Source organism: Mycobacteriales bacterium, from assembly GCA_036497565.1.
Taxonomy (GTDB): domain Bacteria; phylum Actinomycetota; class Actinomycetes; order Mycobacteriales; family QHCD01; genus DASXJE01.
In genome coordinates this window covers 1-26,719 of the sequence record DASXJE010000105.1, presented here as the reverse complement: position 1 = coordinate 26,719, position 26,719 = coordinate 1, and the positions used below count along the sequence as shown (strand labels likewise).

Annotated in this window: 28 protein-coding genes and 1 tRNA gene; 14 read left to right on the top strand and 15 right to left on the bottom strand. The window is 71.7% G+C overall.

Going from position 1 to position 26,719, the window contains the following annotated elements; translation table 11 throughout:
- Entirely contained in the window at positions 1-456 is a 456-nt protein-coding gene (locus VGH85_09140) for a cupin domain-containing protein (protein ID HEY2173959.1), read from the top strand.
- Positions 457-554: 98 nt separating this feature from the next.
- On the opposite strand, the gene VGH85_09135 is transcribed toward VGH85_09140, so the two are convergent.
- Together VGH85_09135 and VGH85_09130 are read right to left on the bottom strand one after the other, a co-directional pair.
- Positions 555-627, bottom strand: a tRNA-Arg gene (locus VGH85_09135).
- Positions 628-718: 91 nt separating this feature from the next.
- Positions 719-997 (bottom strand): GlsB/YeaQ/YmgE family stress response membrane protein, encoded by a 279-nt coding sequence (locus VGH85_09130; protein HEY2173958.1) that lies wholly within the window; start codon positions 995-997, stop codon positions 719-721.
- 244 nt (positions 998-1,241) lie between these two features.
- On the opposite strand from VGH85_09130, the gene ettA reads away from it, so the two are divergent.
- Positions 1,242-2,912, top strand: coding sequence for an energy-dependent translational throttle protein EttA (ettA, locus tag VGH85_09125; GenBank protein HEY2173957.1), 1,671 nt, complete (start codon positions 1,242-1,244; stop codon positions 2,910-2,912).
- A gap of 2 nt (positions 2,913-2,914) precedes the next feature.
- On the top strand, positions 2,915-3,328 hold the full coding sequence (locus VGH85_09120; protein ID HEY2173956.1) for a thioesterase family protein: 414 nt from the start codon (positions 2,915-2,917) through the stop codon (positions 3,326-3,328).
- 4 nt (positions 3,329-3,332) lie between these two features.
- Here the strand turns inward: VGH85_09120 and VGH85_09115 are convergent, their stop codons facing one another.
- From VGH85_09115 to VGH85_09105, 3 genes are all read right to left on the bottom strand, one after another.
- Entirely contained in the window at positions 3,333-3,743 is a 411-nt protein-coding gene (locus VGH85_09115; GenBank protein ID HEY2173955.1) for a globin, read from the bottom strand.
- 20 nt (positions 3,744-3,763) lie between these two features.
- Positions 3,764-5,092: an MFS transporter gene (locus VGH85_09110; protein HEY2173954.1), complete on the bottom strand. Its 1,329-nt coding sequence runs from the start codon at positions 5,090-5,092 to the stop codon at positions 3,764-3,766.
- Positions 5,093-5,194: 102 nt separating this feature from the next.
- Entirely contained in the window at positions 5,195-6,178 is a 984-nt protein-coding gene (locus VGH85_09105; GenBank protein ID HEY2173953.1) for a mechanosensitive ion channel family protein, read from the bottom strand.
- Between the two features lie 108 nt (positions 6,179-6,286).
- Here VGH85_09105 and VGH85_09100 point away from each other — a divergent pair, with 108 nt between their 5' ends.
- Positions 6,287-6,811 (top strand): HNH endonuclease, encoded by a 525-nt coding sequence (locus tag VGH85_09100; GenBank protein ID HEY2173952.1) that lies wholly within the window; start codon positions 6,287-6,289, stop codon positions 6,809-6,811.
- Positions 6,812-6,827: 16 nt separating this feature from the next.
- Here VGH85_09100 and kynU read toward each other — a convergent pair whose 3' ends face one another.
- Positions 6,828-8,081: a kynureninase gene (gene kynU / locus VGH85_09095; GenBank protein ID HEY2173951.1), complete on the bottom strand. Its 1,254-nt coding sequence runs from the start codon at positions 8,079-8,081 to the stop codon at positions 6,828-6,830.
- Between the two features lie 41 nt (positions 8,082-8,122).
- On the opposite strand from kynU, the gene VGH85_09090 reads away from it, so the two are divergent.
- The 3 genes from VGH85_09090 to VGH85_09080 are packed head-to-tail and all read left to right on the top strand — an operon-like array spanning position 8,123 to position 10,339.
- Positions 8,123-9,541 carry an amidase gene (locus tag VGH85_09090; GenBank protein HEY2173950.1) on the top strand — a complete coding sequence of 473 codons (1,419 nt, stop codon included), beginning with the start codon at positions 8,123-8,125 and terminating at the stop codon, positions 9,539-9,541.
- Between the two features lie 26 nt (positions 9,542-9,567).
- Complete coding sequence (locus VGH85_09085) at positions 9,568-9,924, top strand: hypothetical protein (protein HEY2173949.1); 357 nt, start codon at positions 9,568-9,570, stop codon at positions 9,922-9,924.
- Positions 9,914-10,339, top strand: coding sequence for a DUF5130 family protein (locus tag VGH85_09080; GenBank protein ID HEY2173948.1), 426 nt, complete (start codon positions 9,914-9,916; stop codon positions 10,337-10,339). Before VGH85_09085 ends, VGH85_09080 begins: the two co-directional genes overlap by 11 nt.
- A 114-nt stretch (positions 10,340-10,453) precedes the next feature.
- Here VGH85_09080 and pepN read toward each other — a convergent pair whose 3' ends face one another.
- Complete coding sequence (gene pepN / locus VGH85_09075; GenBank protein ID HEY2173947.1) at positions 10,454-12,997, bottom strand: aminopeptidase N; 2,544 nt, start codon at positions 12,995-12,997, stop codon at positions 10,454-10,456.
- Positions 12,998-13,163: 166 nt separating this feature from the next.
- On the opposite strand from pepN, the gene VGH85_09070 reads away from it, so the two are divergent.
- Together VGH85_09070 and VGH85_09065 are read left to right on the top strand one after the other, a co-directional pair.
- Positions 13,164-13,775, top strand: a complete 612-nt coding sequence (locus tag VGH85_09070) for a DsbA family protein (protein ID HEY2173946.1) — start codon at positions 13,164-13,166, stop codon at positions 13,773-13,775.
- 181 nt (positions 13,776-13,956) lie between these two features.
- A complete protein-coding gene (locus VGH85_09065; GenBank protein HEY2173945.1) occupies positions 13,957-15,396 on the top strand; it encodes an aldehyde dehydrogenase family protein in 1,440 nt (479 codons plus the stop codon).
- Between the two features lie 13 nt (positions 15,397-15,409).
- Here VGH85_09065 and VGH85_09060 read toward each other — a convergent pair whose 3' ends face one another.
- On the bottom strand, positions 15,410-16,246 hold the full coding sequence (locus VGH85_09060; GenBank protein ID HEY2173944.1) for an MBL fold metallo-hydrolase: 837 nt from the start codon (positions 16,244-16,246) through the stop codon (positions 15,410-15,412).
- Between the two features lie 79 nt (positions 16,247-16,325).
- Here VGH85_09060 and VGH85_09055 point away from each other — a divergent pair, with 79 nt between their 5' ends.
- The gene (locus VGH85_09055; GenBank protein HEY2173943.1) at positions 16,326-16,793 is read left to right on the top strand and encodes a ribose-5-phosphate isomerase; all 468 of its coding nucleotides are present in this window, start codon (positions 16,326-16,328) and stop codon (positions 16,791-16,793) included.
- Here the strand turns inward: VGH85_09055 and VGH85_09050 are convergent.
- The gene (locus tag VGH85_09050) at positions 16,757-17,182 is read right to left on the bottom strand and encodes a hypothetical protein (GenBank protein HEY2173942.1); all 426 of its coding nucleotides are present in this window, start codon (positions 17,180-17,182) and stop codon (positions 16,757-16,759) included. The two genes, VGH85_09055 and VGH85_09050, sit on opposite strands and share 37 nt — an antisense overlap.
- A gap of 2 nt (positions 17,183-17,184) precedes the next feature.
- Positions 17,185-18,420, bottom strand: a complete 1,236-nt coding sequence (locus tag VGH85_09045; protein ID HEY2173941.1) for a GNAT family N-acetyltransferase — start codon at positions 18,418-18,420, stop codon at positions 17,185-17,187.
- Between the two features lie 161 nt (positions 18,421-18,581).
- On the opposite strand from VGH85_09045, the gene VGH85_09040 reads away from it, so the two are divergent.
- The 3 genes from VGH85_09040 (at position 18,582) to VGH85_09030 (ending at position 20,696) form a co-directional block, all read left to right on the top strand.
- Positions 18,582-18,893, top strand: coding sequence for a hypothetical protein (locus VGH85_09040; protein HEY2173940.1), 312 nt, complete (start codon positions 18,582-18,584; stop codon positions 18,891-18,893).
- 94 nt (positions 18,894-18,987) lie between these two features.
- Positions 18,988-20,367 (top strand): DUF4331 domain-containing protein, encoded by a 1,380-nt coding sequence (locus VGH85_09035; protein HEY2173939.1) that lies wholly within the window; start codon positions 18,988-18,990, stop codon positions 20,365-20,367.
- Positions 20,368-20,390: 23 nt separating this feature from the next.
- The gene (locus tag VGH85_09030; GenBank protein ID HEY2173938.1) at positions 20,391-20,696 is read left to right on the top strand and encodes a hypothetical protein; all 306 of its coding nucleotides are present in this window, start codon (positions 20,391-20,393) and stop codon (positions 20,694-20,696) included.
- Between the two features lie 10 nt (positions 20,697-20,706).
- Here the strand turns inward: VGH85_09030 and VGH85_09025 are convergent, their stop codons facing one another.
- The 5 genes from VGH85_09025 to VGH85_09005 all read right to left on the bottom strand — a co-directional run bounded on the left by VGH85_09025 (position 20,707) and on the right by VGH85_09005 (position 26,426).
- On the bottom strand, positions 20,707-22,338 hold the full coding sequence (locus VGH85_09025; GenBank protein HEY2173937.1) for an acyltransferase: 1,632 nt from the start codon (positions 22,336-22,338) through the stop codon (positions 20,707-20,709).
- A 48-nt stretch (positions 22,339-22,386) separates the two neighbouring features.
- The gene (locus tag VGH85_09020; protein ID HEY2173936.1) at positions 22,387-23,076 is read right to left on the bottom strand and encodes a glutamine amidotransferase; all 690 of its coding nucleotides are present in this window, start codon (positions 23,074-23,076) and stop codon (positions 22,387-22,389) included.
- On the bottom strand, positions 23,066-24,289 hold the full coding sequence (locus VGH85_09015) for a MurT ligase domain-containing protein (GenBank protein HEY2173935.1): 1,224 nt from the start codon (positions 24,287-24,289) through the stop codon (positions 23,066-23,068). The genes VGH85_09020 and VGH85_09015 overlap by 11 nt, the downstream gene beginning before the upstream one ends.
- A gap of 78 nt (positions 24,290-24,367) precedes the next feature.
- Positions 24,368-25,756: a HAMP domain-containing sensor histidine kinase gene (locus VGH85_09010; protein ID HEY2173934.1), complete on the bottom strand. Its 1,389-nt coding sequence runs from the start codon at positions 25,754-25,756 to the stop codon at positions 24,368-24,370.
- Positions 25,716-26,426: a response regulator transcription factor gene (locus VGH85_09005; protein HEY2173933.1), complete on the bottom strand. Its 711-nt coding sequence runs from the start codon at positions 26,424-26,426 to the stop codon at positions 25,716-25,718. Before VGH85_09005 ends, VGH85_09010 begins: the two co-directional genes overlap by 41 nt.
- A 107-nt stretch (positions 26,427-26,533) precedes the next feature.
- Here VGH85_09005 and VGH85_09000 point away from each other — a divergent pair.
- On the top strand, positions 26,534-26,719 hold a 186-nt coding region (locus VGH85_09000), incomplete at its 3' end, for a C4-dicarboxylate transporter DctA (protein HEY2173932.1).

The following is a 26,719-nucleotide window of genomic DNA, read 5'->3' as shown; positions in this document are numbered from 1 at the left end:
ATGACGAGCCGGCCCACCCTCGCTGAGCAGCTGGATCTGCGGCCGCATCCCGAGGGCGGGTGGTTTCGTGAGACGTGGCGCTCGCCGGTGTCGTTCTCCCCGGCCGGGTACGACGGACCGCGCAGCGCGGCGACCGCGATCTACTACCTCCTGCACCCGGGCGAGGAGTCGCGCTGGCACGTCGTGCGGTCCGACGAGCTGTGGTTCTGGCACGGCGGCGGCCCGCTCGAGCTGCGCCTGGGCGGCACCGGCGACGAGCCGACGACCACTAGCGCGGTCGTTCTCGGTGCCGAGATCGACGCCGGCGGGCAACCCCAGGTCCACATACCCGGCGGGGTCTGGCAAACCGCCCGACCGCTCGGCGAAAGTCCTGTTCTTGTCAGTTGTGTGGTGGCACCCGGCTTCGATTACGCCGACTTCCGGCTCTCGGAGCTTCCGCACTCGCCGGGTTCGTGACGACGGCTTGTGCCGGTCCCGCGGGTGCACCGCGTTGCGAAGGCGGGCGAAGCCCGCGGCACCCTTCGACCGGTCCCGTGGTGTGGGCGGAGGTTCGGCGCGCCCGGCAGGAATCGAACCTGCGACCAAGAGCTTAGAAGGCTCCTGCTCTATCCGCTGAGCTACGGGCGCGGGCGGGCCTGCGACGGCGGACCCGGATCCAGGGTAGCCGCCGGGCCCACTTGTCCTGGGCAGCCGGAGCGGTCTCCGGCGTGCCAGCGACTCAGCGCAGCGCGCGCCGCCGGCCCGAGACCGAGCGGTAGATCAGCAGCGCGATGACCGCTCCGACGATCGAGCCGATCAACCCGGACGGCTGGAAGAATCCGGCGGCCGCGTCCTTGTGGAAGAGCACGTATCCGAGGAAACCGCCGATGAACGAGCCCACGATGCCCAGCAGGATCGTGGCGCCGATGCCCATCGGGTCGCGTCCAGGCACGAGCAGGCGGGCGATCGCGCCGGAAATCAGGCCGACGATGATGAGCGTGATGATCAGGCCGAACATGGGGATCCTCCGGTGGGAAATGTGCCGGAGTCCCGGCAGCGCCAACTCACCATAGGTGCTGCGCGCGGCCGGTGCGTCGATCCCGTCGGTTCACGAGGATTACCCGGTATCTACGGGTCGGACAGGCTGGTACGCGGCGTGAGCACGCGGCCCCGAAGCGTCGTCGGGGCCCGGGATTTTCGCTCGGCGCCGCGTTGTTGACACACTGGACTCACCAGCGACTTTCTCTCGGAGGCATTCACCCGTGGCACAGTTCATCTACTCGATGCGCAAGGTGCGCAAGACGCACGGCGACAAGTTGATCTTGGACGACGTGACGCTGGCGTTCCTGCCCGGGGCGAAGATCGGCGTGGTCGGGCCAAACGGCGCCGGGAAGTCGAGCGTCCTGAAGATCATGGCTGGGCTCGACCACCCGTCGAACGGCGATGCGCTGCTCACCCCTGGCTACTCCGTCGGCATCCTCGAGCAGGAGCCGGCCCTGGACGAGAGCGTCGATGTCCGGGGCAATGTCGAGGAGGGGGTCGCCGAGACCCGCGGCCTGCTCCGCCGGTTCGAAGACGTCAGCGCGCAAATGGGCGACCCGGACGCCGACATGGATGCGCTGCTCGGCGAGCAGGGCGAGCTCATGGACAAGATCGAACACGTCAACGGGTGGGAGCTCGACAGCCAGATCGAGCAGGCCATGGACGCGTTGCGCTGCCCGCCGGGCGATGCCGACGTGTCGGTGCTCTCCGGCGGTGAGCGGCGCCGGGTCGCGCTGTGCCGGCTGCTGCTGCAGCAGCCCGACCTGCTGCTGCTCGACGAGCCCACCAACCACCTCGACGCCGAGAGTGTGCAGTGGCTGGAGCAGCACCTCGCGAAGTACGCCGGCGCCGTCCTCGCCGTGACCCACGACCGGTACTTCCTCGACAACGTCGCGCAGTGGATCCTCGAGGTCGACCGCGGACGGCTCTACCCCTACGAGGGCAACTACTCGACCTACCTCGAGACCAAGGCGGCCCGGCTCAAGGTCGAGGGCCAGAAGGACGCCAAGCGGGCGAAGCGGCTGGCCGACGAGCTCGAATGGGTGCGGCAGAATGCCCGCGGCCGGCAGACCAAGAGCCGGTCGCGGTTGAACCGCTACGAGGAGATGGCCGCCGAGGCGGAGAAGTCCCGCAAGCTCGACTTCGACGAGATCCAGATCCCGGCCGGACCGCGCCTGGGCACGAAGGTCGTCGAGTCCTCCGGCCTGGTCAAGGGATTCGACGACCGGGTGCTGATCGACGACCTGTCCTTCGACCTGCCGCGGGGCGGAATCGTCGGCGTCATCGGACCCAACGGCGCCGGCAAGACCACCCTTTTCAAGATGATCGTCGGTGAGGAGAAGCCCGACGAGGGCGAGATCCGGTTGGGGGAGACGGTCCGGCTCTCCTACGTCGACCAGAACCGTTCCGGGATCGACCCGAAGAAGAACGTCTGGGAGGTCGTCTCCGACGGACTCGACTTCATCAAGGTAGGCAGCGTCGAGATGCCGAGCCGCGCCTACGTCAGCGCGTTCGGCTTCAAGGGCCCGGACCAGCAGAAGCCGGCCGGGATCCTCTCCGGGGGAGAACGCAACCGGCTGAACCTCGCCATGACCCTCAAGCAGGGCGGCAACCTGCTGCTGCTGGACGAGCCGACCAACGACCTCGACGTCGACACCCTGTCGTCGCTGGAGAATGCGCTGCTGGACTTTCCCGGCTGCGCGGTGATCACGGCGCACGACCGGTGGTTCCTCGACCGCGTGGCGACGCACATCCTCGCCTACGAGGGCGACTCGAAGTGGTTCTGGTTCGAGGGCAACTTCGCCGACTACGAGGCCAACAAGGTGAGCCGGCTCGGTCCCGAGGCGGCCCGCCCGCACCGGGCGACCTACCGCAAGCTCACCCGCGACTGACGATGGCCCGGCACCGCTACCTCTGCCCGATGCGGTGGGCGGACATGGATGCCCAGGGCCACGTCAACAACGCGGCGCTGGTCACCTACCTCGAGCAGGCGCGGATCGACCTGTTCTTCGACCGGGCCGGGGCCGCCGGCGTGCCCACGATCGCCCAGGGCGTGGTCGTCGCCCGGCATGAGATCGACTACCGCCGGCCGGTCGTCTACAAGCCCGACCCGCTGCGCATCGACCTGTGGTGCAGCGCGCTGGCCGGGGCGTCGTTCACGGTCGACTACGAGATCTACGACGACGATCTGCTGATCGTCGCCGCGCGGTCGTTGTGCGTGCCCTACGACACGTCGGCGGCGCGGGTACGCAGGCTCAGTCCGGACGAGCGCACATTCCTCGAGGCGTACGTCGAGCCGGCCGCCTGAGCGGTCAGGTCATGCTGTTCTGCAGGCTCAGCGCCGCCCCTTCGAGGTAGCGCCACAGGGCATCGGCGTACGCCGGTTCGAGGTTCAGGGAGTCCAGCGCCGCCCGCATGTGGGCGAGCCAGGCCAGTCGCTCGCGCTCGCCGATGACGAACGGCGCGTGCCGCATGCGCAGTCGCGGGTGCCCGCGCTGCTCCTGGTAGGTGCGCGGGCCACCCCAGTACTGGATGAGGAACATCCGCAGATGCACCTCGGCGGCCGTGAGGTCCTCATCCGGATAGAGCGGCCGCAGGATCGGATCCTCGGCGACGCCGGCGTAGAACCGGGCCACCAGCGCCGTGAACGTCGGCTCACCGCCGACCGCGTCGTAGAAGCTCAACTCGTCGTCGGTGCGCCCGGCCGGCCGGTCATCTGCCATGCCCCGATCCTGCCAGCGCCTCAAACCTCCGCGTCGCGCGGCCAGCGCAGCGCGAGCGCTCCGACGATGCAGGCACCGGCCAGTCCGAACACGGCGATCGACGCGCTGGGGGTGGTCCAGTCGGCGACGATCCCCGCGGCCAGCACCGCGATGCCCTGGGAGGCCATCAGGCCGCCCTGGGCGAGCCCGAATGCCCGCGCCCGGAACTCCGGAGCGACCGCCCGTACGAAGGTGGCGTTGAGCGCGATGTTGAACGACGAGGCGAAACCGGACGCGGCGAGGACGACCAGCACCAGCGCCAGATGTCGGATCGGCAGTACCGCCACCAGCAGGAGCGGCGCGGCGAGAGCCAGCGGCAGGGTCAGGCGGGACCGGGTCTCCGGCGAGCAGAACCGGCCGATGACGATGCTGCCCACGATCACGCCGAGCGGGTTGATGCCGAGCAGCAGGCCGACGGTCCGCGCCCCGCCGCCGAACTGGTGAGCCCACGGGGCGGCCAGGCCTTCCCAGGCGTAGGCGAACGCCGACGCCGCCCACACGATCAGGACGATGGAGCGCAACCGGCGGTTGGTGAAGACCAGCCGTGCACCCGCGGCGGTCTCCCGCCACACCGACGGCGGCTTCGTGTCGCTGCGCTCCGGGGCCGGGCGGGCCCGCACGCCCAGCCAGATCAGCCCCGCGGAGAACAGGAACGACAGTGCGTCGACCGCGAGCGCACCCCGGGCGGTGAGTGCTGCGACGAGGGCGCCGCCGGCGATGAAGCCGACCAGCTGGCCCACCTGATAGGTGGTCGTGGTCACGGCGTTGCCGACGACGTAGGCGTCGCCGTCGAGGATCTCGGGGAAGAGCGCGGACCGCGCCGATTCGAACGGCGGGGTGAACATCGACGCGACGAAGAGGGTCGCCACCAACGCCGCGACCGGCACTCCCGGAAGGGCCATCAGGCCGACGAGCACCATCCGGGACAGGTCGCAGAGGAGGAGGACCCGTCGGCGGGGGAAGCGGTCGGCGAAGGCGGACAGTAGCGGGCCGCCGACCACCCAGGGCAGGTAGGAGATGCCGTAGGTGACCGCCGTCAGCAGCGGCGACGAAGTGTGGACGTAGACCAGGATCGACAGGGCGACCTTCGCCAGCTGGTCACCCAGCAGCGAGAAGACCAACGCGCCATAGAGGAAGCGCCACTCCCGGGGGGCGAAGACCTCCCGGTAGGTGGTACGACGCCGGGCGCGCTCCGGCGGCGGCGGCGCTTCATCGGTGCGCCCGGGCGGCGGGACGTCCACCCGATCGACCGCGACCCGGGGCGACGAGGCAGCAGCGCGCCCCGCGGGTGTGCCATCGCCCCGTTGCATGAGCACATTCTGACCCCGCGGGACGCATCTGGTCTACCGGGGGATGCAGCTAACCGGGGAGTTGCCCGCGGGCATCCGGCGTAACGGACAGGTCGGTCGGGCTCAGGCCTCAGCCGCGCCGGACGGCGACCGGGTCCCGTCGGTGTCGAATCGGGCCCTGATCCGCTGGCGCAGCTCCCGGGCGACGGCGTCCTTGTCGCCGGTGCGGGTCTTGACCACCAGCCGCAATGTCGCGGAGTCGGCGTCGAGGGCCTCGACGCCGAGCACCGTCGGCTCGTCGAGGATGGCCGGGCTCCACTCCTCGTCCGCGGCGACCGCGCGGGCGATCTCGCCGAGCAGCGCCGCGGCGTGATCGAGGTCGACGGAGTTGGGCACCGGCACGTCGAGCACCGCCTGGGCGTAGCCCTGGCTCTTGTTGCCGACCCGGAGAATCTCGCCATTGCGGACATACCAGACGGTTCCGTACAGATCCCGCAGCCGCGTGATGCGCAGGCCGACCTCCTCCACCGTGCCGGAGGCCGACCCGACGTCGACGGCGTCGCCCACGCCGTACTGGTCCTCCAGGATCATGAAGATCCCCGAGATGAAGTCCTTCACCAGGTTCTGCGCCCCGAAGCCGAGTGCCACTCCGACGATCCCGGCGCTGGCGATGATCGGCGCGAGGTCGACGCCCAACTCGCCGAGCACCAGCATCAGGGCGATCGAGAAGACGACGATCGAGACGACGCTGCGCAGGATCGAGCCGATGCTCGCCGCACGCTGGCGCCGGCGTTCGAACATCACGGCCGACCCGGCCACCAGCTTGGTGCCCGCGGCCCGCTGGGCGAGCGGGCGCAGCCGGTCCGGGACGATGCCCTCGGTCGTGGTGCGGGTGAGCCGCCGGATCGCGCGGTGCGCCAGATAGCGGGCTATCAGGGCCACCACGATGATCAACACGATCCGCGACCCGTGCGAGACGATCAGGTGAGCGGAGCTCGCCAGCCAGGCTTGCCCCGTAATGTCATACACGGAATGACAGAAGGTGCCTTTCTGCTGGGTGCAGGACGGCGGCGCGGACAGGACGAGAGCGGCGTACTGGGCGGTCACGACGTCTAGGGTGCCAGGTCCGGTTCGGCCGCCCGGCAGGTGAGGGAGCGGTATGGGCGTGCGTTCCGGGCCCCGGTCGGGTTCACTGTGTGCGGTCGGAGGTGCGCGGTGACCCCTACGTCAGTCACGTTGCTGCTCAACGCGACGTACGAACCGCTCTGCGTCGTGTCCTCCCGGCGCGCCGTCGTTCTCGTCCTCACCGCCAAGGCCGTCCTCGTCGAGGACGGCGACGGGGTCATGCACAGCGTCCGGCAGGCCGTGCCGCTGCCGGCGGTGGTCCGGCTGACCCGCTTCGTCCGCGTCCCCTATCGCGCCACCGTGCCGCTCACCCGCAAGGCGGTCTTCGCCCGGGACGGCGGCCGGTGCGCCTACTGCGACGCCCCGGCGACGAGCCTCGACCACGTGGTGCCCAAGAGCCGCGGCGGGTCGCACAGCTGGGAGAACGTCGTCGCCTCCTGCCGCCGGTGCAACCACACCAAAGGGGACCGGGCCATCGCCGAGCTGGGCTGGCGACTGCGCACTACCCCGCGGGCCCCGACCGGATCGGCCTGGCGGGTGCTGGGCGCCCGCACCCCCGATCCGCGCTGGCAGGCCTACCTCGACCTGACGCTCAGCGAGTCGGCCAGCGCCTGACTCTTCGGCGCGCCCGCTAGGTGACCCGGGCCGGCTCGGCCGGGTAGCCCTCGTGCGCACCGGCGGCGACCAGCTCGCGCAGCCGATCCAGGGCGTCGTACCCGTCGACGAACCGGGTGTAGAGCGGCGCCGGCCCGAGGCGGAGCCGATCAGGCGTCCGGTAGTCGGCGATGACGCCGCGGTCGGCTGCGGCCTGGCAGATCTGCCACGCTGCCGGATGGTGGAGCGTCAGGTGCGCGCCGCGGCGGGCGTCATCGCGGGGCGAGGCCACCCGGAAGCCGAGCGGTGCCAGCCACGCCTCCGCCAGCTCGACGAGAAAGCCGGTGAGCGCCTGCCCCTTGCGGTACAGGGCGTCGACGCCCGCGTCGGCGACCAGGCGGACGCCCTCCTCGACGGCGTAGATCGCCAGCACCGACGGCGTCCCGACGCAGAACCGGTCGATGCCCGGCGCCGGGTCGTACTCGGGCCCCATCGCGAACTGGTCGCGCTGACCGAACCAGCCCCAGATGGGTTGCCGGAGCTGCTCCTGCAGCTCGCGGCGCACGTAGAGGTAGGCCGGGGCACCAGGTCCGGCGCAGAGGTACTTGTAGGTGCAGCCGACCGCCAGGTCCACCTCGGCGTCGGTGAGGGAGACCGGCACCGACCCGGCGGAGTGCGACAGGTCCCACAGTGTCAACGCGCCGGCCCGATGCGCGAGCCGGGTCACGGCGGCGAGGTCGGCGACCGCGCCGGACCGGTAGGACACGTGCGACAGGCTGAGCAGCGCGACGTCGTCGTCGAGCGCCCGGGTAAGCGCCGGTAGGTCGACCCCGTCGTCGGCGTCGGTGTGCACCGGGCGTAGGTCGAGGCCCCGCTCGTGGGCCAGACCGGCGAGCACGTAGCGGTCGGTGGGGAAGTTGTCGTCGTCGGTGACGATCACCCGGCGGTCCGGGCGGGCGTCGACCGCGGCGGCGGCGAGCTTGTAGAGGTTGATGCTGGTGGAGTCGGCGATCACCACCTCTCCCGGGCGTGCCTGCAGCAGCCGGGTGCCGAGCAGGTCGCCGACCCGCCGGGGCAGGTCGACCCAGTCCGACCACGACCGGACCAGGCCGCGGCCCCACTCCTCCCGCGCCGCCCGGGCGAGCCGCTCGGCGGTGCCGACCGGAAGCCGGCCCAGCGAATTGCCGTCGAGATAGAGCAAGTCGGGGTCGGCGATCACCACCTGATCCCGGAAGGCGGCGAGCGGGTCGGCCGCATCGAGTCGCTCGGCGCGGGCGCGGTCGACGGTCACTGAGCCATCGTGCACCACCGGTGGGCGGTAGCGTTCGGTCCGTGACGGAGCTGCACGACCTGAGCGCACTGGAACAGGCCGAGGCCGTACGACGCCGGGAGGTCAGCCCGGTCGATCTCGTCGAGCACTACCTCGAGCGGATCGCCCGACACAACGACGAGCTAGGTGCGTTCGTCACGGTGGCCGCCGACGCCGCCCGGGAACGCGCAGGCGAGGCCGAGCGCGCCGTACTGGCGGGTGACGAGCTGCCGCCGTTGCACGGCGTACCGACGGCGATCAAGGACCTCAACCTCACCGCCGGGATCCGGACGACCTTCGGGTCCCGGCTCTTCGCCGACTTCGTGCCGCCGATCGACGACTACGTCGTCGACAAGCTGCGGCAGGCCGGCACGATCAGCCTCGGGAAGACCAACACGCCGGAATTCGGGCTGTCCTGCTACTCCGAGAACGACGTCGCCCCGCCGGCCCGGCTGCCCTGGGATCCCGCCCTCTCACCCGGCGGGTCGAGCGGGGGCGCGGCCGCGGCGGTGGCCGCCGGCCTGGCGTCGCTGGCGCAGGGCAGTGACGGCGGCGGGTCGATCCGCACCCCGAGCAGCCTGTGCGGGCTGGTCGGCATCAAGGTGTCCCGCGGGCGGGTGAGCAACGGTCCCGTCGGCGGGGACATCACCGGACTGGCCTGGAACGGTCCGATCGCCCGTACCGTCGCCGATGCCGCCGCGCTGCTCGACGCGATGGCCGGTCCGATGCCCGGCGACCCGCACTGGGCGCCGCCGCTGCGGCCGGGCGAGACCTTCCTCGGGCACGCCTCCCGGCCGATCAGCAGCCTGCGGATCGGCCGGTTCGCCGTACCGCCGGTGCCGGATGCGGTGGTCGACCAGGAGTGCCGCGCGGCCTGGGAGGACGCCTCGACGCTGCTCGCCGACGCCGGCCACGACGTCGAGGACATCGAGCCGCCGCTGCCGCCCGACCTGATCCCGATGTTCGAGGTGCTGTGGACGGTCGCCACCCACGGCATCCCGATCGACCCCGACCGGCAGTCGGAGCTGACCCCGCTCACCCGCTGGCTGCGGGAACGCGGCGGCGCCGTGAGCGGTGCCGGTTACGTGCAGGCGCTCGGCGCGCTGCAGGCGGCGTCCCGGCGCGCGATCATCGCGACCGCCGGCTACGACGCGGTGCTCTGCCCGACGGTGGCGATGCGTGCACGCCCGGTCGGCTGGTTCACCGAGACCGGTGACCCGGCCGAGGATTTCGAGCGGCAGAAGCGCTTCACGCCGTTCACCGCGATCTACAACATCACCGGGCAACCGTCGATCAGCGTCCCGCTCTACACCAGCGGCGACGGTCTGCCGGTCGGCGTGATGCTGAGCGGCCGGCCGGCGCAGGAGACGACGTTGATCTCCCTCGCCGCGCAGCTGGAAGCCATGCGGCCGTGGCGGGACCGGCATCCGGCGACGTGGTGACGCCGCCGGTTCGCTAATCTCGCGTGGTGAGCGTCCTCGAGACCGTCCTGGTCTACGTCTGCATCCCGCTTGGGCTGTTCGCGTTGTTCGCCATCGCCGTCTTCGTTCCGGGTGCCGTGCGCAAGCCCCGCTACCGGCCCGGCCAGCAATGGCAGTTCGAGCCGGTCTGGTATTCGCCGCACCCGAAGTCGTTGCCCTACGACATGCAGGACCTGCTCGAGGACGGCGAGACGCTGGCGGAGGTCACCGCTGCCCGCCGGCCCGCGCTGCCACCCGGCACCGGCAAGGCGCCCGAGCACCCAACCACCGGCGTACGCGGCCCGGCGGCCCTGCTCGACGTACCGGAGAGAACCGCCCGCGGAGGTGCGCACGGTGACTGGTAGCGACCTGGTGTCGACCCATGCCGTGCGCGAACCGCACGCCGACGCGGTAAAGCCTGGGCCGTTCACCCCCCGGCAGCTCGCCCGCCTCGACGAGGCGCTCACCATGGCCAGCCGCGAGACGGGCATCTACTTCACGCTCTACGTCGGGACGCTCGAGATCCCGACCCGCGGTCACGCGGAGCGGCTGCATGCACGGCTCGGTGGCATCGCCCCGCGGTCGGTGCTGGTCGCCTTCTCCCCGGGCCAGCGGGTGCTCGAGATCGTCACCGGCATCGAATCCGCGATCAGGCTGCCGGACCGCTCGTGCGCACTCGCGGTGCTGTCGATGACGGCGGCCTTCGGCACCGGCGACCTCACCGGCGGTGTCGTCAACGGCCTGCGGATGCTCTCCGACCAGGCCGGCCACATCGCCTGAGCTCGGCGCCGACCCGCCCGCTCGACTCCCCGCTCCTCCCCATGATCAAGAGGGGATTCCGACACGAAACGCCGTACGAATCCCCTCTTGATCATCTAACCCAGGGGGCGGGCGTCAGGCGGAGGCGGCGTCGCGGGCGCGGGCCCGCAGCGACCGGGCGATGCCGTCCCGCCCCTCGCTGACCAGCCGGCGCAGCGCGGGCGGCTTCGTCTCGTCCGCCAGCCAGGCGTCGGCCGCGTCGACGGTGGACTGCGTGACGGCCGCCGGGAACAGGCCGATGACGACGTACTGCGCGAGCTTGCTGGTACGCCGCTCCCACACCGAGTCGATCGTGTCGAAGTACGCCGCGGCGTAGGGCTCGAGTAGCTCCTCCTGCGCGGGGTGGGTGAAGCCGCGGATGATCGCCGCGGTCATCGCGTTGGGCAGCTCGTCGTCCTCGGTCGCCAGGCGCCACGCCTCGGCCTTCGCCTCGGGGGTGGGCCGCAGCGCCCGGGCGGTCGCGGCGTGCCGCGAACCGGCGGAGGTCGCGTCGCGCTCGGACTCCGCCGCGATGTCGCTGTCGTCGGCCGCGCCGTTGGCGACCAGCCCGTCGAGCAACGCCCAGCGCATCTCGGTGTCGACGCTCAGCCCGGGCACGGTGACCGTGCCGTCGAGAAGGCCACGCACCGTCGCCAGGTGCTCGTCGCTGCGGGCCGCGGCGGCCAGCAGCCGGGCCCAGGCCAGCTGGTGGTCGCTGCCCGGCTCGGCCGCCAACAGTGCCACCCGGGCGTGCTCGGCCAACTGCGCCCAGCCGGTCGGTGCCCAGGCCGGGTCGGCGTAGGAGCCGAGCGTCGCCCGGGCGTGCAGGTGCAGGGACTGGACGACGCCGATGCTCGTCTCGGCATCGATCCCGCGCAGGACCAGCCGCAGGTAGTCGCGGGCAGCCAATTCGGCGTCGCGGGTCATGTCCCACGCGGCCGCCCAGCACAACGCCCGGGGGAGCGAGTCGGTCAGGGCGCCGATGCGGTCGGTGACCGTCTCCAGCGACCGCGGGTCCAGCCGGATCTTGCAGTAGGACAGGTCGTCGTCATTGACCAGCACCAGATCGGGCTGCGCCGTCCCGACCAGCTCGGGCACCGCGGTGCGCTCGCCGGAGACGTCGAGCTCGACGCGGTGCACCCGCTGCAGCGACCCGCCGTCGTACAGCCCGATCGCGAGCCGGTGGTCGCGCAGCACGGGGTGGTCGTCGGGAGCGCTCTGCACGATGTCGAACGACGTGAAGCGACCGTCCGGGCCGACCTCGAACTCGGCGTGCATCGTGTTGACGCCGGCCGTTTCCAGCCACTGCGCCGACCACCGCGACAGATCCCGCCCGGAGCTCTTCTCCAGCGCACCAAGCAGATCGGAGAGCGTCGTGTTGGCGTATTCGTGGTCGCGGAAGTAGTCGGCCATCGCGCTGAGGAACGAATCGGTGCCGACGTAGGCGGCGAGCTGCTTGAGCACGCTGGCGCCCTTGGCATAGGTGATCTGGTCGAAGTTGACCTCGACGGCCTGGACGTCGGGGATGTCCGCGGCGATCGGGTGGGTCGAGGGCAGCTGGTCCTGCCGGTAGGCCGACGTCTTCTCGTGGTTGGCGAACGTCGTCCAGGCGTCCGTCCAGCGCGTCGCCTCGGCCAGGCACAGCGTGCTCACGTAGGTCGCGAACGACTCGTTGAGCCACAGATCGTCCCACCAGCGCATGGTCACCAGATCGCCGAACCACATGTGCGCCATCTCGTGCAGGATCGTCTCGGCGCGCCGCTCGTAGGCCGCGTCGGTCATCTTGGACCGGAAGACGTAGTCCTCGAGGAAGGTGACGCAGCCGGCGTTCTCCATCGCTCCGGCGTTGAACTCCGGGACGAAAAGCTGGTCGTACTTGTCGAAGGCGTAGCGGTAACCGAAGGCCCGGTGGAAGAAGTCGAACCCCTGCCGGGTGACCTCGACGATCGCGTCGACGTCGAGATGCTCGGCCAGCGAGGCGCGGCAGTAGATACCCAGATCGATGCCGTCGTGCTCGGCGGTCGCCTGGTGATAGGGCCCGGCTACAAGCGCGGTGATGTACGGCGAAATGCGCGGCGTCGTCGCGAACCGCACCCGGTCCGCACCGCCGGGAGCCTCCTCGGTGCTGATGGCGCGCCCGTTGGATACGACCTTCCAGTCCGCCGGCGCCGTCACCGTCAGGGTGAAGGTCGCCTTCAGGTCGGGCTGGTCGAAGCAGGCATACATCCGCTTCGCGTCCGCGGTCTCGAACTGGGTGTAGAGGTAGACCGAGCCGTCGACCGGGTCGACGAAGCGGTGCAGGCCTTCACCGGTGTTGGTGTAAAGGAGGTCGGCGTCGACGACGAGGGTGTTGTCGCCCGCCAGATCGGTCAGTGCGATGCCCCGGTCCTGGGCGTAGTCCGACACGTCGACCGGCGCACCGTTGAGGGTGACCTCGTGGAATCCGTCGGCGATCACGTCGATGAAGGTCGACGAGGCAGGCCCGCGGCAGCCGAACTCCACCGTCGTCCGGGACCGGAAAGTCCGCTCCCCGGGCTTCCCGCCCCCGTCGGTGAGATCGAGTTCCACCTCGTAGGACGAGACGTCGAGCAGCGCAGCCCTGGCCTGGGCGTCGACACGGGTCAGGTTGGGCACGGGCACAGCGGGTACTCCCTCAGACGGACACGGTGACCGTTCGGGGGACGGTCGGATGGGTCGTCGTTGCAGTCTGTCACGCGGAGTCGCCGGCGGCACCGCGGGAATGCGGGACGGTCCCGGCGTGCTAATGCGTGAGAGAGTTAGCTGTCCTCAAACAAGGAGGAATGCGGTGAGTGAGCGCACCCCGGTCGATTTCTGGTTCGACCCGGCCTGCCCCTGGGCCTGGATCACGTCCCGATGGGTTCTCGAGGCCGAAAAGGTCCGCGACATCGACGTGACCTTCCACGTGATGTCCCTCGCGGTGCTCAACGAGGATCGCGCGGACCTGTCCGACGAATACCGCGAAGGCCTGAAGAAGGCCTGGGGAGCGGTACGGGTCTGCATGGCGGCGCAGCAGAAGTTCGGCTCGGACGCGCTCCGGCCGCTCTACACCGCCATCGGCACCAAGTTCCACAACGAGAAGGCCGAGCGCACCAAGGAGACCGTGGTCGCCGCGCTCGCCGACGCCGGGCTGCCGGCCGAGCTGGCCGAGGCCTGGGATTCGGTGCAGTACGACGACGAAATCCGCCGCTCCCACAAGGAGGGGATGGATCCGGTCGGCGAAGAGGTCGGGACCCCGGTCATCCACGTCGAGGGCATCGCCTACTTCGGTCCGGTGCTCTCGGTGATCCCGCGCGGCGAGGAGGCCGGCCGGATCTGGGACGGCGCGAAGGCGCTGGCCGGCTACCCGCACTTCTGGGAGCTCAAGCGCACCCGCACGGAGAAGCCCGACTTCAGCTGACCCGACCCCGGACCACCAGCCCCAGCCCCGACCCCGACCCCGACCCCCTTCCATGATCGTGATCGGATCCGTATGGCGTTTCGCGGCTTTTTCCGATCACGATCATGGGGTCGGGCGGGGCGGGGTGGGGGCGGGGCGGTCCTAGGCTGAGCCGACGACGACGTCGAGCCTGGAGGTAGCGGTGGGCGAGCACGAGGTGTCGGTGCAGCATCCCGATTCGCTGTACGTGGGCGGCCGGTGGGTCGCTTCTGGGTCCAGCGAGACGATCGCGGTGATCAACCCCACCACCGAGGCGGTGATCGCCTCGGTGCCGGCCGCCACCACTGCGGACGTCGACGCGGCCGTCGCCGCCGCGCGGGCCGCCTTCCCGGACTGGTCGGGCACCGAGCCCAGCGAACGCGCGACCTACCTCGGCAACCTCGCCGACGCCCTCAAGTCGCGGCAGGAGGAGATCGCCCACACCATCTCGACCGAGATGGGGGCGCCCAGCAAGCTGGCGCTGGCGGTGCAGACCGGGCTGCCACACAGCGTGCTCACGTCGTACGCCGAGTTGCTGCCCGGCATCTCCTTCGAGGAGACCATCGGCAACTCGCTGGTCATCACCGAGCCGGTCGGCGTGGTCGCCGCAATCACGCCGTGGAACTACCCGCTGCACCAGGCCGTGGCCAAGGTCGCCGGCGCACTCGCGGCGGGCTGCACCGTCGTACTCAAGCCGAGTGAGGTCGCCCCGTTCGCGTCCTATCACCTCGCCGAGCTGGCCGACGCCGTCGGCCTGCCACCCGGCGTGCTCAACATCGTCACCGGCACCGGACCCGACGTCGGGGAGTGCCTCGCCGCCCACCCCGGCGTCGACATGGTCTCCTTCACCGGGTCGACCAGGGCCGGGCGCCGGGTGAGCGCGCTCGCCGCCGGGACGGTGAAGCGGGTCGCCCTCGAACTCGGCGGCAAGTCGGCCAACGTGATCCTGCCCGACGCCGACCTGGCCAAGGCCGTGAAGGTCGGTGTGGCCAACTGCTATCTCAACGGCGGCCAGACCTGTACGGCGTGGACCAGGATGCTGGTGCCGGCCGACCGGCACGACGAGATCGTCGACCTGGCTGTCGCCGCGGCCGGTTCCTACCGGGTCGGCGACCCGTTCGACGACGGGGTCCGGATCGGGCCGATGGCCTCGGCGGCCCAACGCGAGCGGGTGCGCGGCTACGTCGCGCGCGGAATCGACGACGGCGCCCGGCTGGCCGCCGGCGGAGCCGAGGCGCCGGAGGGGTTCGATCGCGGCTACTTCGTGCAGCCGACCGTCTTCGCCGGCGTACGCCGGGACATCACGATCGCCCGGGAGGAGATCTTCGGCCCGGTGCTGTCGATCCTCCCGTACGCCGACGAGGACGAGGCCGTCGAGATCGCCAACGACACCGACTACGGCCTGGCGGGCGCGGTCTGGTCGGCCGACCAGGAGCGTGCGGTCGCGGTGGCCCGGCGGATGCGGACCGGGCAGGTCGACGTCAACGGCGGCCGGTTCAACCCGCTGGCGCCGTTCGGCGGCTACAAGCAGTCCGGAAACGGCCGCGAACTCGGCCGCTACGGGCTGCAGGAGTTCTGCGAGGTCAAGTCCCTGCAGCTGTAGGCCGCGAGTCGGCTCAGCCCTCTGCGGCGGTCGTCGCCGGATCGTCGAGCTGGTGGTACGCGCGGGCGACGGCGGTCCGCGCGGCGGCCTCGGGGAACGGCAGCTCGGCCCACACCTCGTCGGCCGGCCGGCTCGCGGCGTGCGCCGCCCGCGCGAACATCGCGCTCTGCTCGAGATCGCCCGCCTGCTGCTCGACGTAGTCGCGGTCGACCACCGCACCGTGCCCGGGAACGAACACCGCGTGGCCCAGCGGGAGCATGCCCGCGACCGTCGCCGGCCAGTTCAGCGGGAACGAGTCGTCGAAGTCCGGCGGTGCGCCCTCCTCGACCAGATCGCCGGTGAAGATCACGTCGGAGTCGGGGATGACGACGACGATGTCCTGGTCGGTGTGCCCGCGGCCGAGAAAGCGCAGCTCCACCGGGCGGCCGCCGATGACCAGATCGGCGAACTCGGACAGCACCCGGTCGGCCGGGTCGATCACGACCTCGGTGAGCTCCGCGGCCAGATGGGCCCGGCCGTCCTGCTCGGCGCGTTGGCGGAGCAGCCGGCGCTGCCGCTCGCCATGCAGGCGCAGCTCGGCGGCGCACCGCTCGTGCGCCCAGATCTCGGCCGGGCGGAAGACGTTGTTGCCGAAGCAGTGATCGAAGTGGCCGTGCGTGTTGACCACGGTCCACGGGTCGGGGGTGATGGTGCGGATCGCCTCGACGAGCTCCCGGGCCTGACCGTGGGTCGCCCGGGTGTCGATCACCAGGCAGCCGCCGTCGCCGACCACGAGCCCGACGTTCACGTCGAAGGACTGATGGCGTCGGACGAAGACGTTGGCCCCGACCTCCCGCCACTGCTCCGGCATGATCACGACGTTACGCGCCCGGGCGTGCCGGAGGCCCCACGTCGCCCACGGTGACGCCGTCTCCTGGGACACTTCGTCAATGCGCGTCTACCTCGGTTCCGACCATGCCGGCTTCGCCCTGAAGTCCCAGCTATTGCAACGGCTTCCGGAGCTCGGCTATGACCCGGTCGACTGCGGTCCGGCGACCTACCGCGACGGCGACGACTACCCGCCGTACTGCCTGGCGACCGCCACCCGGGTGATCGCCGACCCGGGCAGCCTCGGGGTCGTGATCGGGGGGTCGGGCAATGGCGAACAGATCGCGGCCAACAAGGTGGGCGGCATCCGGGCGATCCTGGCGTGGAGTGACGAGACGGCGCGGCTCGGCCGGGAGCACAACGACGCCCATGTCGTGAGCATCGGAGCCCGCATGCAGCCGGACGAGGACGCCATGCGGTACGTCGAGATCTTCCTGGCCACGTCGTTCAGCGGCGAGCCGCGCCACCTGCGGCGGATCGAGCAGGTCGAGGACTACGAGGGGTCGGGCGAGGTTCCCGACCCGGTCTGATCCGGTCCGTTCGCCGGGGGGCCGGGCTGAGCCGGTCCGGTGTCGTCCGGAGCGACGTAGTTGCGGTGCACGATGACCAGGTCTCGTTCGGCAGCGGCGAGGTCGGCGGGCGTCGGCCGGCTCGCGTCGCGGGCCCGCATCGCCGCCGTGACCCCGAGCTGGGTCGGGCCGGCACCCACCAGCCCGCGCAGCCCACGCTCGGTCCGGTCGGCGCCGCGCCGGGCGCGACGGCCCGCTGGGGCGGGGGAGGCGGCCGGTTCCGGCGGCGCTGTCGGGTCCGGCGACGCTGTCGGTTCCGGCGACGCGGTCGCGTCGGGCGGGTGCGGCGCCGGGGTGTCCTGGCGCTTGCGGCTGCGTAGCCGCCGGCGGGCCGTCGGCTCCTCGGCCATCCTCAGAACACCTCCGGGCACCATGGCTCACGGGCCCCGGCGAACGCCTGCGACGCCGCGAGCAGGGCACCGGGACGGCGCTCCCGCACCCGACCGGCGGCGGCCAGCGTCTGCAGGGTCGTGCCGCCGAGGTAGGCGGCACCGAGGTCGACCGCCGCCAGCTCCAGGTCCGGGGCGTCCTTGGTCGGCGTGCAGGCCGCGCCCTGCGGACCGGCCGACAGGCGCAGGCGGCCGCTGTTCCAGGGGCAGAAGTCGTCGGTGACGTCGAGAACGACGTCGACGTCGGTCGCGTAGCGGCGCGCGGACAGCGCCCGGTCGACGTCGACGAGCCGCACCCACAGCCCGGCGCTGACACTGAGCTGCACGGCGTTGGGATCGGTGACGATGTGCTGCAGGGGCTCGTCGACGGGCACGATCCGCTTGACGACGCGGCGGATCAGGTCGAGGTCGAGGATGAACCGCCAGGTCGCGGCGTAGGCCTGCGGCGTGGTCGCGGTGAGCTCCTGCACCTGCACCACGCTCTGGTTGCCGGCGTCGCCCCACTCCTCCTTGATGCGGTAGACGACGTAGCCGGCGACGGCGCCTTCGGCCTGCTCATAGATCGCGCAGCGGAGCGCGGTCGCCCCGCTGCGGGCGTGGCTCGGGTCGTAGAGCCGGTGGTCCCACCAGCGTCCTGGTCGGTCCAGCCAGCCGTTCTGCCCGGTGCGGACGGCGTCGTAGATTGACGCCAGGTGCGGCCGGGCCTCGTCGAGGCTCACCATGCGCATCCGGCCGGCGCCGTCGTCGGCGTCGCGGGGCACGGTCAGGGATTGCGTGTCGCCGGTGAACCGGGCCCGCCGGGCGGCGAGCCCGTAGCCGAACCGCCCGTAGATAGTGCCCTCCGACGCCCACAGGGCGGCCACCGGCTCGCGACCCTCGTCGTGCAGCTCGGTCAGCTGGCGGCGCATCATCGACCGGAGGATGCCCTGCCGGCGGTGGGTCGGGGAGACGGAGACCATGGTGACCGCCGCGACCGGGAGCTCACCGCCCGGCACCGTCATCCGGCGGCTGAATATCGCGGCGGTCGAGACGACCCGCTTGTCGGCGAAGGTCGCCAGGCTCCGGTCGGGCTCGAAGACCCATCGATCGGCCTCGAGGTCGTCGTCGCGCAGGTCACCGCCGAACGTCTGATACATCGAGTGGCCGAACGCCGGGAACTCGTCGGCGTCGATGGGGCGAAGGTCAAGGCTGTCATCCACGCCCCTGTGTCTACCCTGCCGCGCCGACAGCCGCGACAGACTATCGACGAAATTCGGCCACTCGGCGCGCACGGCATGAACCGGTCGGGCGGTTGGCGCGAAGACAGGGTGTGATCCATCCGTCATCGGTACATTCCGTTCGATCCCCTCAGGAGGTCGCGATGGCACACCCCGAACATCCAGACCAGGCCCGACCGGTCACCGGGAGCGGCGACACCACCGATTCGGGCGGGGTGCCGCGCCGTTCGGTGCTGAAGGGCGCCGCTGGCGCCGGACTGGCCGTCGCCGCCGCAGGCGTCGTCATCGACGCCTCTCCGGCAGCCGCGTCCCGACGCGCGCCGTCCGCGCACGAGCCGGTCGTCGCGCACGTCCGCAATGCCCGCACCGGTGAGATCGAGGTCTTCTCCGGCGAGCACCAGGTCACCGTGCACGACCGCGACCTGGCCGCCCGCCTGCTCGAGATCGCCGACTGAACCGACCGCACCGCCGCACGACCGCGCCGCAGCGCCGCACTGATCCCGGCTGCCGCCGCGCACCCTTGTCACTTCCAGCATGTGAGGTTCAGGCATGTCCTCTCACCGTGAAGCACCGGAAATCTCGAAGGACCCGGTCGCCGACAACACCGACGTCTACGCGTTCGTCAGCCCGGACAACCCCGACACCGTCACCCTCATCGCCAACTACATCGGGCTGCAGGGCCCGGCCGGCGGTCCGAACTTCTACGAGTTCGGCGACGACGTCCTGTACTCCATCAACGTCGACAACAACGGCGACGGGAAGTCCGACGTCTCCTACCAGTTCCGCTTCAACACGAAGGTCCGCAACGAGGAGACGTTCCTCTACAACGTCGGACCCATCGCCTCGCTGTCGGACAAGAACTGGAACCGGCGCCAGTTCTACACGCTGACCCGGGTGGACCGGCACGGCCGGCACGTACTCGGCCGGGGCCTGGCCTGCCCGCCCTGCAACATCGGCCCACTGTCGACGCCGAACTACGCCGGCCTGGCGCAGGCGGCCGTGCACAACCTGGCCGGCCACATCAAGGTCTTCGCCGGGCAGCGCGCGGAAGGCTTCTACGTCGACCTCGGCTCGGTGTTCGACCTGCTCGACCTGCGGCCGTTCCAGCAGCTGCACGTGGGCTCCATGCTCGGCGCCGAGCCGGGCGTGAACGCCACGAAGAACCTCAACGTGCACAGCATCGCGATCCAGGTGCCCAAGAGCGACCTGACCGGATGGGGGACACCGACCGATCCCGCCGACCGGCGTTCCGTGGTCGGCGTCTACGCCACCGCCAGCCGGAACCGCGTCACCGTGCGGCACAACGGGCAGGGCGAGAACGTCGACCTCGGGCCGTTCGTGCAGGTCTCCCGGCTGGGCAACCCGCTGTTCAACGAGGTCATCGTGCCGCTCGGCGACAAGGACCGGTGGAACGCGGTGACCCCCGACAAGGACGCGCAGTTCGCCAAGTACGTCGCCCATCCCGAGGTCTCCGGGCTGCTGCCGGGCCTGTATCCGGGTGTCTTCCCCAACCTCGCCAAGCTCAACGCCAGCAAGAAGCCGCGGGCCGACCTGCTCGCGATCCTGCTCACCGGGATCCCGTCCGGGCTGATCGCCGGGTTCCAGAACTTCACCGGCACGCACCAGGCGGATCTGCTCCGGCTGAACATGGCGATCCCGCCCGCGGCGAAGCCCAACATCGACGGGCTGCTGGGCGGCGACCTCGCCGGGTTCCCGAACGGCCGCCGGGTCGCCGACGACGTCGTCGCGATCGAGTTGCGCGCGCTGGCCGGTGCGACGTATCCGCTCGTCGACAAGTCGTTCACGCCGGACGGGGCCGCATCGGTCGTCGACGACGGGGTCACCCCGGCCGACCTCGACATCCCCTACCTGTCGCACTTCCCCTACCTCGGCGTACCCCATAGCGGGTTCCGCACGCCGTCGTCCTGACCGCCGCCGACCGGAGGCCGATCATGACCGAGATCCAGCAGAGTCCCGAGGCCGGCGCGGTGCTCGACATCGGGGGCGACACGGGGGCGTTGCTGCTGCACGTCGACGCCGACCGGGACGAGGAGGAGATCCACGTCAGTCCGCTCACCGACCTGGACCACCGCACGCACACCGTGGTCCGGGCGCATCGCACCCCGAACGACGCGACGGTCCACTCCGCCCTCTTCCCCGCGCTGCAGGCCGGGCGGTACCGCATCGTCGGCGGTGACGACACGATCCTCGAGATCCACGGCGGCGAGGTGACCCAGCACTCGCTGCGCCGCGCCTAGGGGAGCGCGGTCAGCGCGGCCTCGGGGCCGGTTCCGGGCGGTGGACGCCGCGGGGCCGGTACCCGAGCGCCTCGCTGTCCCCGACCAGGTCGGCGAGCAGCCACACGATCGCCAGCCACATCTCGGTGCCCTGCAGGCCCGGCGTACGGGCCGGATCCGAGCCGGACTCGAGAGCGAAGCTGAAGCCGGCGCCGTCCTGCCACCGGGTCAGGACCCGGTCGAGCTGACACCGGGCCCAGGCCTGCACCTCCGCGCGCCGGTGGTCGGTCTGCTTGCCGGCGAGCCACAACGGGTGGACGACGTCGAGGACGTCGCACGCCGTCCCCCGGTGGTCGCCGAAGTAGCGCTCGTCGCGGACGTGGCGCAGCACCGTGTCGATCGCCGTGTCGGGATAGGGGAGCGGCACCCCGAACTGCGCGAACGTCCCCCTGGTGAGCCGGTAGAACCCGTTGACGACCTGCTGCCAGCCGAATCGGTCGGTGGGCCGACCCCACATGCCGTGCCACCGGTCGGCGTTGAGCAGCAGCCAGCCGAGCAGCGTGTCGATGGTGCCGGGGGTCTGGAAGTCGGCCAGGTTGCGGTAGAGACCGGTGGCGAAGCAGTCGATCCAGCCGCCCGCCGACCACACCGTGTCGTGCCACGGCAGTCGCTCGAGCCGCGCCACCAGTGCGTCGGAGTCGATGTCGGAGACCGCGCTGATCGGATGCGGGAACCGCGCGCCGAGCAGGTCGAGCGCATAGCCGACCGCGAGAATGTGGTACGGCGCAGGCCCCTCGGTGACCGAGGGCGGGCCGCCGCCGATCTCGGGGACCAGGCCGGTCGCCGGGTCCTGCATCGACTGCAGGAAAGGCACCAGCGACGACGCCGGCGCCTGCGGGGGTGTCGAGCCGGTGAGCAGATCGGCGATCTCGACGGCGTCGCACCAGGCGCGCACGGTCGGCGCCGCCCCCGGCCGGTCGACGAAGCGGCCGTCGGCACCGTCGTCCTCCCAGCAGCGGGCCAGTACGGCGCCGACGTCGGACCGGGCATGTTCGGCGAAGGCCTCCAGCCGGCCGGTGAGATCGGCGGTCGCCGGGCGCCGGGCGATCCGGCGGTCGCGGATGACCCGGGCCGGGTTGCCGGCCACGACCGCCCACGCCGGGACGTCCTTGGTGACCACCGCCCCGGCGCCGATGACGGCGTGCGACCCGACCGAGACGCCGTCGAGGACCACGGCGTGCGAGCCGATCCAGACGTCGTCGCCGACGACGATGCCGCGGGAGGTGACCGGCTGCTGGTAGACCGGGCGATCCGGCTCGAAGGAGTGGTTGAAGCCGAGCAGCGAGGAGTGCGCGCCGATGCGCACGCCGTCGCCCACCCGGACGTTGCCCCGGGCGGTCGCGTAGGGGTTGAGCGTCGAGTGCGCGCCCATCGTCACCTCGTCGGTGACGTAGGTGTGCGCGGCGAGGTAGGAGTCGTCGCCGACGACGAGCCGGCGGGGGAGGACCCCGGCGTACGGCGAGATGAAGACGCGCTCGCCGAGCTTGACGTCGGCACCCTCGGCCAGCCGGTTCTGCAGCTCCAGCTGCGCCGCCTGCTCCTCCTCGGTGGCGGACTTCCAGAACAGCCACGGACACAGGTCGTATCGGGTGGGGCTCGACATGGCCCCAGCGTTGCGAACCGGGCCACGCATGTCCAGTTCGGTCGGCGGCTATGCCTTGCGGCCGTCCGGGACGTGAAGTGCCGGGAGGGGCGCGCCGGTGACCCACTCGAGCAGCAGGTCGGCGAGCGCGGGGTTGCGCGCGAGGACCGGGCCGTGCAGGTAGCTGCCGAGCACCCGGCGCTGCACCGCACCGTCCACGGCCCGGCCGGCACCGTTTCCGGTGCCCTGGAGGACCGTCCCGAGCGGCCTGGCGTCGCGCCCGAGGGTCGTCGCTCCCTGGTGATTCTCGAAGCCGGTCAACGCATCCGGCAGCAGCGCCGGATCGGGGAGCACGGTGATGTCGCCGACGATGCGCCGCCGCCGGGCGACGGTCGTCACGTCGAGCAGGCCGAGCCCCTCGTAGCGTTCACCCCGGGGGCCGGCGAACCACCGGCCGAGGACCTGCAGCCCGGCGCACACCGCCAACACGACCGCGCCGCGGTCGACCGCGCGGGACAGCGCCGGGTTGCTGCGCAACCTGTCGGCCGCGAGCACCTGGGCCTGGTCCTCGCCGCCGCCGATGACGTAGACATCGCATTCCGCGGGCACCGGGTCGTCGACCCCGATCCGCTCGATCTGCGTGGCGAGGCCACGCCATCGCAGCCGCCGCTCGAGGACCACCGCGTTTCCGTTGTCGCCGTAGGTCCCGAGGATGTCGGGGAAGAGCACCCCGATGCGGACCGCCGAATCAGGCGGCACGATCGAGCGCCCGGGCGGCGTCCCGGAACGCCGTGTAATTCGCGACCAGGACCGCCGGGCCGGGTCGGAGACCGTCCAGTGCGCGCCGCGGATCGGCGACGGTGTGATGGTCGACCTCGGCGTAGAGCAGCCGGGTGGCGACCTCGTCGGCCCGGTCGCCGCAGGCGACCAGGTGCCGGCCGCGTAGCCGTTCGAACGGCACGTCCCACAGCCAGGAGACGTCGCGCCCGTCGGCCTCCCGGCTGTTGACGGCGACCACGACCGGACCGGGCAGGTCGTCGAGCAGGGTCAGCGTCTCGGCGAACCCGGCGGGGTTCTTCGCCAGGAGCAGCCGCACCGCACGCCCACGCCGGTCCACCGTCCGGTAGCGGCCGTTGACCTCCGCGACGTCGCCGATCGCCGCGAGCGCGGCCTCCGCATCGACACCGAGTGCGCACGCGGTGGCCAGGGCCATGACGGCGTTGGCCCGGTTGGCACGACCGGGGAGCGCCAGGTCCAGCGGTAGCCGGCGGTCGTCCGGGGTGAGCACCTTGTCCTCGTCCAGCGCCCACCCGGCGACGGGCCGGCTCAGTCCGCAGGTGCACGACCACGAGCCGTCGTACCACCGGACCGGTTCGGCGCAGCGCGGGCAGATCCGGCCGTCCTGGTCCCAGGGCGCGCCGGCCCCGACCCACAGCGTGCGGGGGGCGTCCCAGGCCGCCGAGGTGACGAGTACGTCGTCGGCATTGGCGACCACGAGGGTGGTCGGTGGCCCGGCGAGGGCCCGCCGCAGCCGTGCCTCGAGCCGGTGCACCTCACCGACCCGGTCGAGTTGGTCCCGGCTCAGGTTGAGCAGGACGACGGCGGCCGGATCGACCGCGTCGACGACCTGCGGCAGGTGCGGCTCGTCCACCTCGAGTACGGCGACCGGCGCCTGCCGGTCACGGCTCAGCGCAGCGACCAGACCGTCGGGCATGTTGGCGCCGGAGCGGTTGGCGGCGACCCGTCCGCCGGTCGCGAACGCCGCGGCCAGCAGGTGGGAGGTCGTGGTCTTGCCGTTGGTGCCCGAGACGAGTACGACGAGCCGGTTGCGGGCGAGCTTGCGCAGTGCGTCGGGATCGATGGCGAGGGTGACCCGCCCGCTGATGATCACTCCGCGGCCGCGGCGGGCCAGCCTCGAGAGTTTCCCCGCGAACGCACCGGCGGCGACGGCGAGGGAGAGCCGTATCTGCATCACACTGTCCAGGCTCGCTCGGGCAAGGTAAGCGCACGGTAAACGGACAGCGAGCGGTCACATCCGGTGCTTCGCCGCTCACCCCTCGTCCGGGCCGTCTCCTGCGGTGTCGTGCGCGCGCAGCAGCAGGGTGAACCGCGGGGGCGTCGCATTGCTCAGCTCCAGCCGGCCTCCTTCCGCCTCGGCCAGGGTGCGCGCGAGCGCCAGGCCGATGCCGTGTCCGGAGTCGGCACGGGTGCGGCGGAGGAAGATCGCCTCGGTGTCGCCGGTGATCCCGCGGCCTTCGTCGCCCACATCGACCGCGACCGCGTTCGCCGCGTCCCGCACCGTGATCCGCACGGTGCCGGCGCCGTGCCGGACGGCGTTGTCGACCAGCACCGCCAGCACCTGGCGGATCGCGGCCGGCGAGGCCTGCGCCGCGGCCACGCCGTCCTCGGCCGACGTCTCGATCGTGCGGCCGGCGGCGGTGAGCAGGGGAGTCGCAGTCCGGCGTACCTCCTGCACGACCGCGGCGACGTCGACGGTCCCGCGGCTGCCCGTGGTGTCGCGGGCCAGCGTGAGCAGGTCGTCGACGGTGCGCGAGACCCGGTCCGCGCCGTCGATGGCCGACCCGATCGCGGGGCGCAACTCGTCGTCGGGGCCGGACAGCGCGGTCTCCAGACCGAGCCGCAGCCCGGTGAGTGGCGTCCGGAGCTGATGCGAGGCGTCGGCGGAGAACGCGCGTTCGCGGGCCACGAGTTCCCCGAGGCGTTGGGCGGTCGTGTTGACCGCGCCGGCGACCGCGTCGATCTCGGGGATCGCCGTCGCCCCGGCGCGGGCACTGAAGTCGCCCTCGCCGAGCCGCTGGGCGGCCGCGGCGACGTCCTCCAGCGGCGCGGCCAGCCGGCGGGCCTGCCGCCGGGCGAGCAGCCAGGTCAGTCCGATGGCCACGCAGCCGAGGCCGAACATCAGCAGCCAGGTGATCGCCGTACGCCGGTTGACCTCGCTGGTCGGGGTGCCGACCCGGATCACGCCGACGACACGTCCGCCGTCGCTGATCGGTACGGCGACCAGCAGCTCGCTGTCGGCCTGCCCGTTGGCGACGGTGCCGCGCAATGCGCTGCGGACCACGGCGTCCGCGCGGGCCGGCCCGGTGCCCCGGGTCCGCTGCCCGGCGTCGTCGTACAACCCGACGGGCGTCGTGCGGGACCCGTGCGGCAGCGCCTGGCGGTTCCGGCCGCGGACGACGTCGGCCGACACGGTGATCGCGGCGCGGTCGGCGAGCCGCTCGAGCTCGTGGCGTTCGTCGTTGCGGTAGTTGTGCGCGGCGGCGATCGCCAGCGGAAGGCCGAACAGTGTCGTGGCCAGCGTGGCCGCCGTCACCGCGAGCAGGACGATCCGGTGCCGCAGGCCGACCTTCCGCCGCGGCGTCAGCCGGCCGGCGCGATCAGCGGCCGGCGGGGTCGTCGAGCCGGTAGCCGAAGCCACGGAGCGTCACAATCGTCGGTGGGCGCGAGCCCGGGTTCTGCTCCGCGGCGGTCGCGAGCCTGCGGCGCAGGGTCGCGACGTGCACGTCGAGCGTCTTGGTCGATCCGGTCCAGTGCGCGTCCCACACGTCGGCCATCAGCGCCTCCCGGCTGACGGCGACCCCGGGTTCCGAGGCGAGCCGGGCGAGCAGGTCGAACTCCTTGGTACGCAACGGGATCGCCGTGCCGTGCAGGGTGCAGCGGCGCGCGGCGGTGTCGATCTGCAGGTCGCCGGTGAGCAGTGTGTCGGACAGGGCGGACATGGTCGGTCCGCGCCGCAGGTGGGCCCGGATCCGGGCGAGCAGTTCCGTCGAGCGGAACGGCTTCGTCAGGTAGTCGTCGGCGCCCGCCTCGAGTCCGACGACGACGTCCATCTCGTCCTGCCGCGCGGTCAGCATGACGACGACGGACGACGACTGCGCGCTGCGCAGCTGTCGGCACACCTCGACGCCGTCGAGGTCGGGCAGGCCGAGATCGAGCAGCACCAGGTCCGGCGGGTCGACGGCGTCGCCGACCGCCGCGACCGCGTCGACCCCGGTCCCAGCGGTCGCGACGCGCCACCCCTGGGCGCGCAGCACCGCGGCCAGGGCGTCGCGTACCGCGGCCATGTCCTCGACGAGCAGCACCTTCATCAGCTCAAAGGTTCCTCAAGTTCCGCGGCCGTGGTCTGGGCCACGTCGTTCACGTCTTCCTAACCTCACCGCACTCGATGAGACCTGCGCCACCCGAGGAGACACCGATGTCGACGATCGCCGACGCCCCGCCCGAGACGCCCCCGCCGAGCGGTCACCGCGGCGGGATCCTCAAGCAGCTGTGGTTCTGGGTGCTGGTGGCGATCGTCGCGGGCATCGTCGTCGGGCTGGCCGCCCCGGGCTTCGCCAAGGAGCTCAAGTGGCTCGCCGACGCGTTCATCCAGCTCATCAAG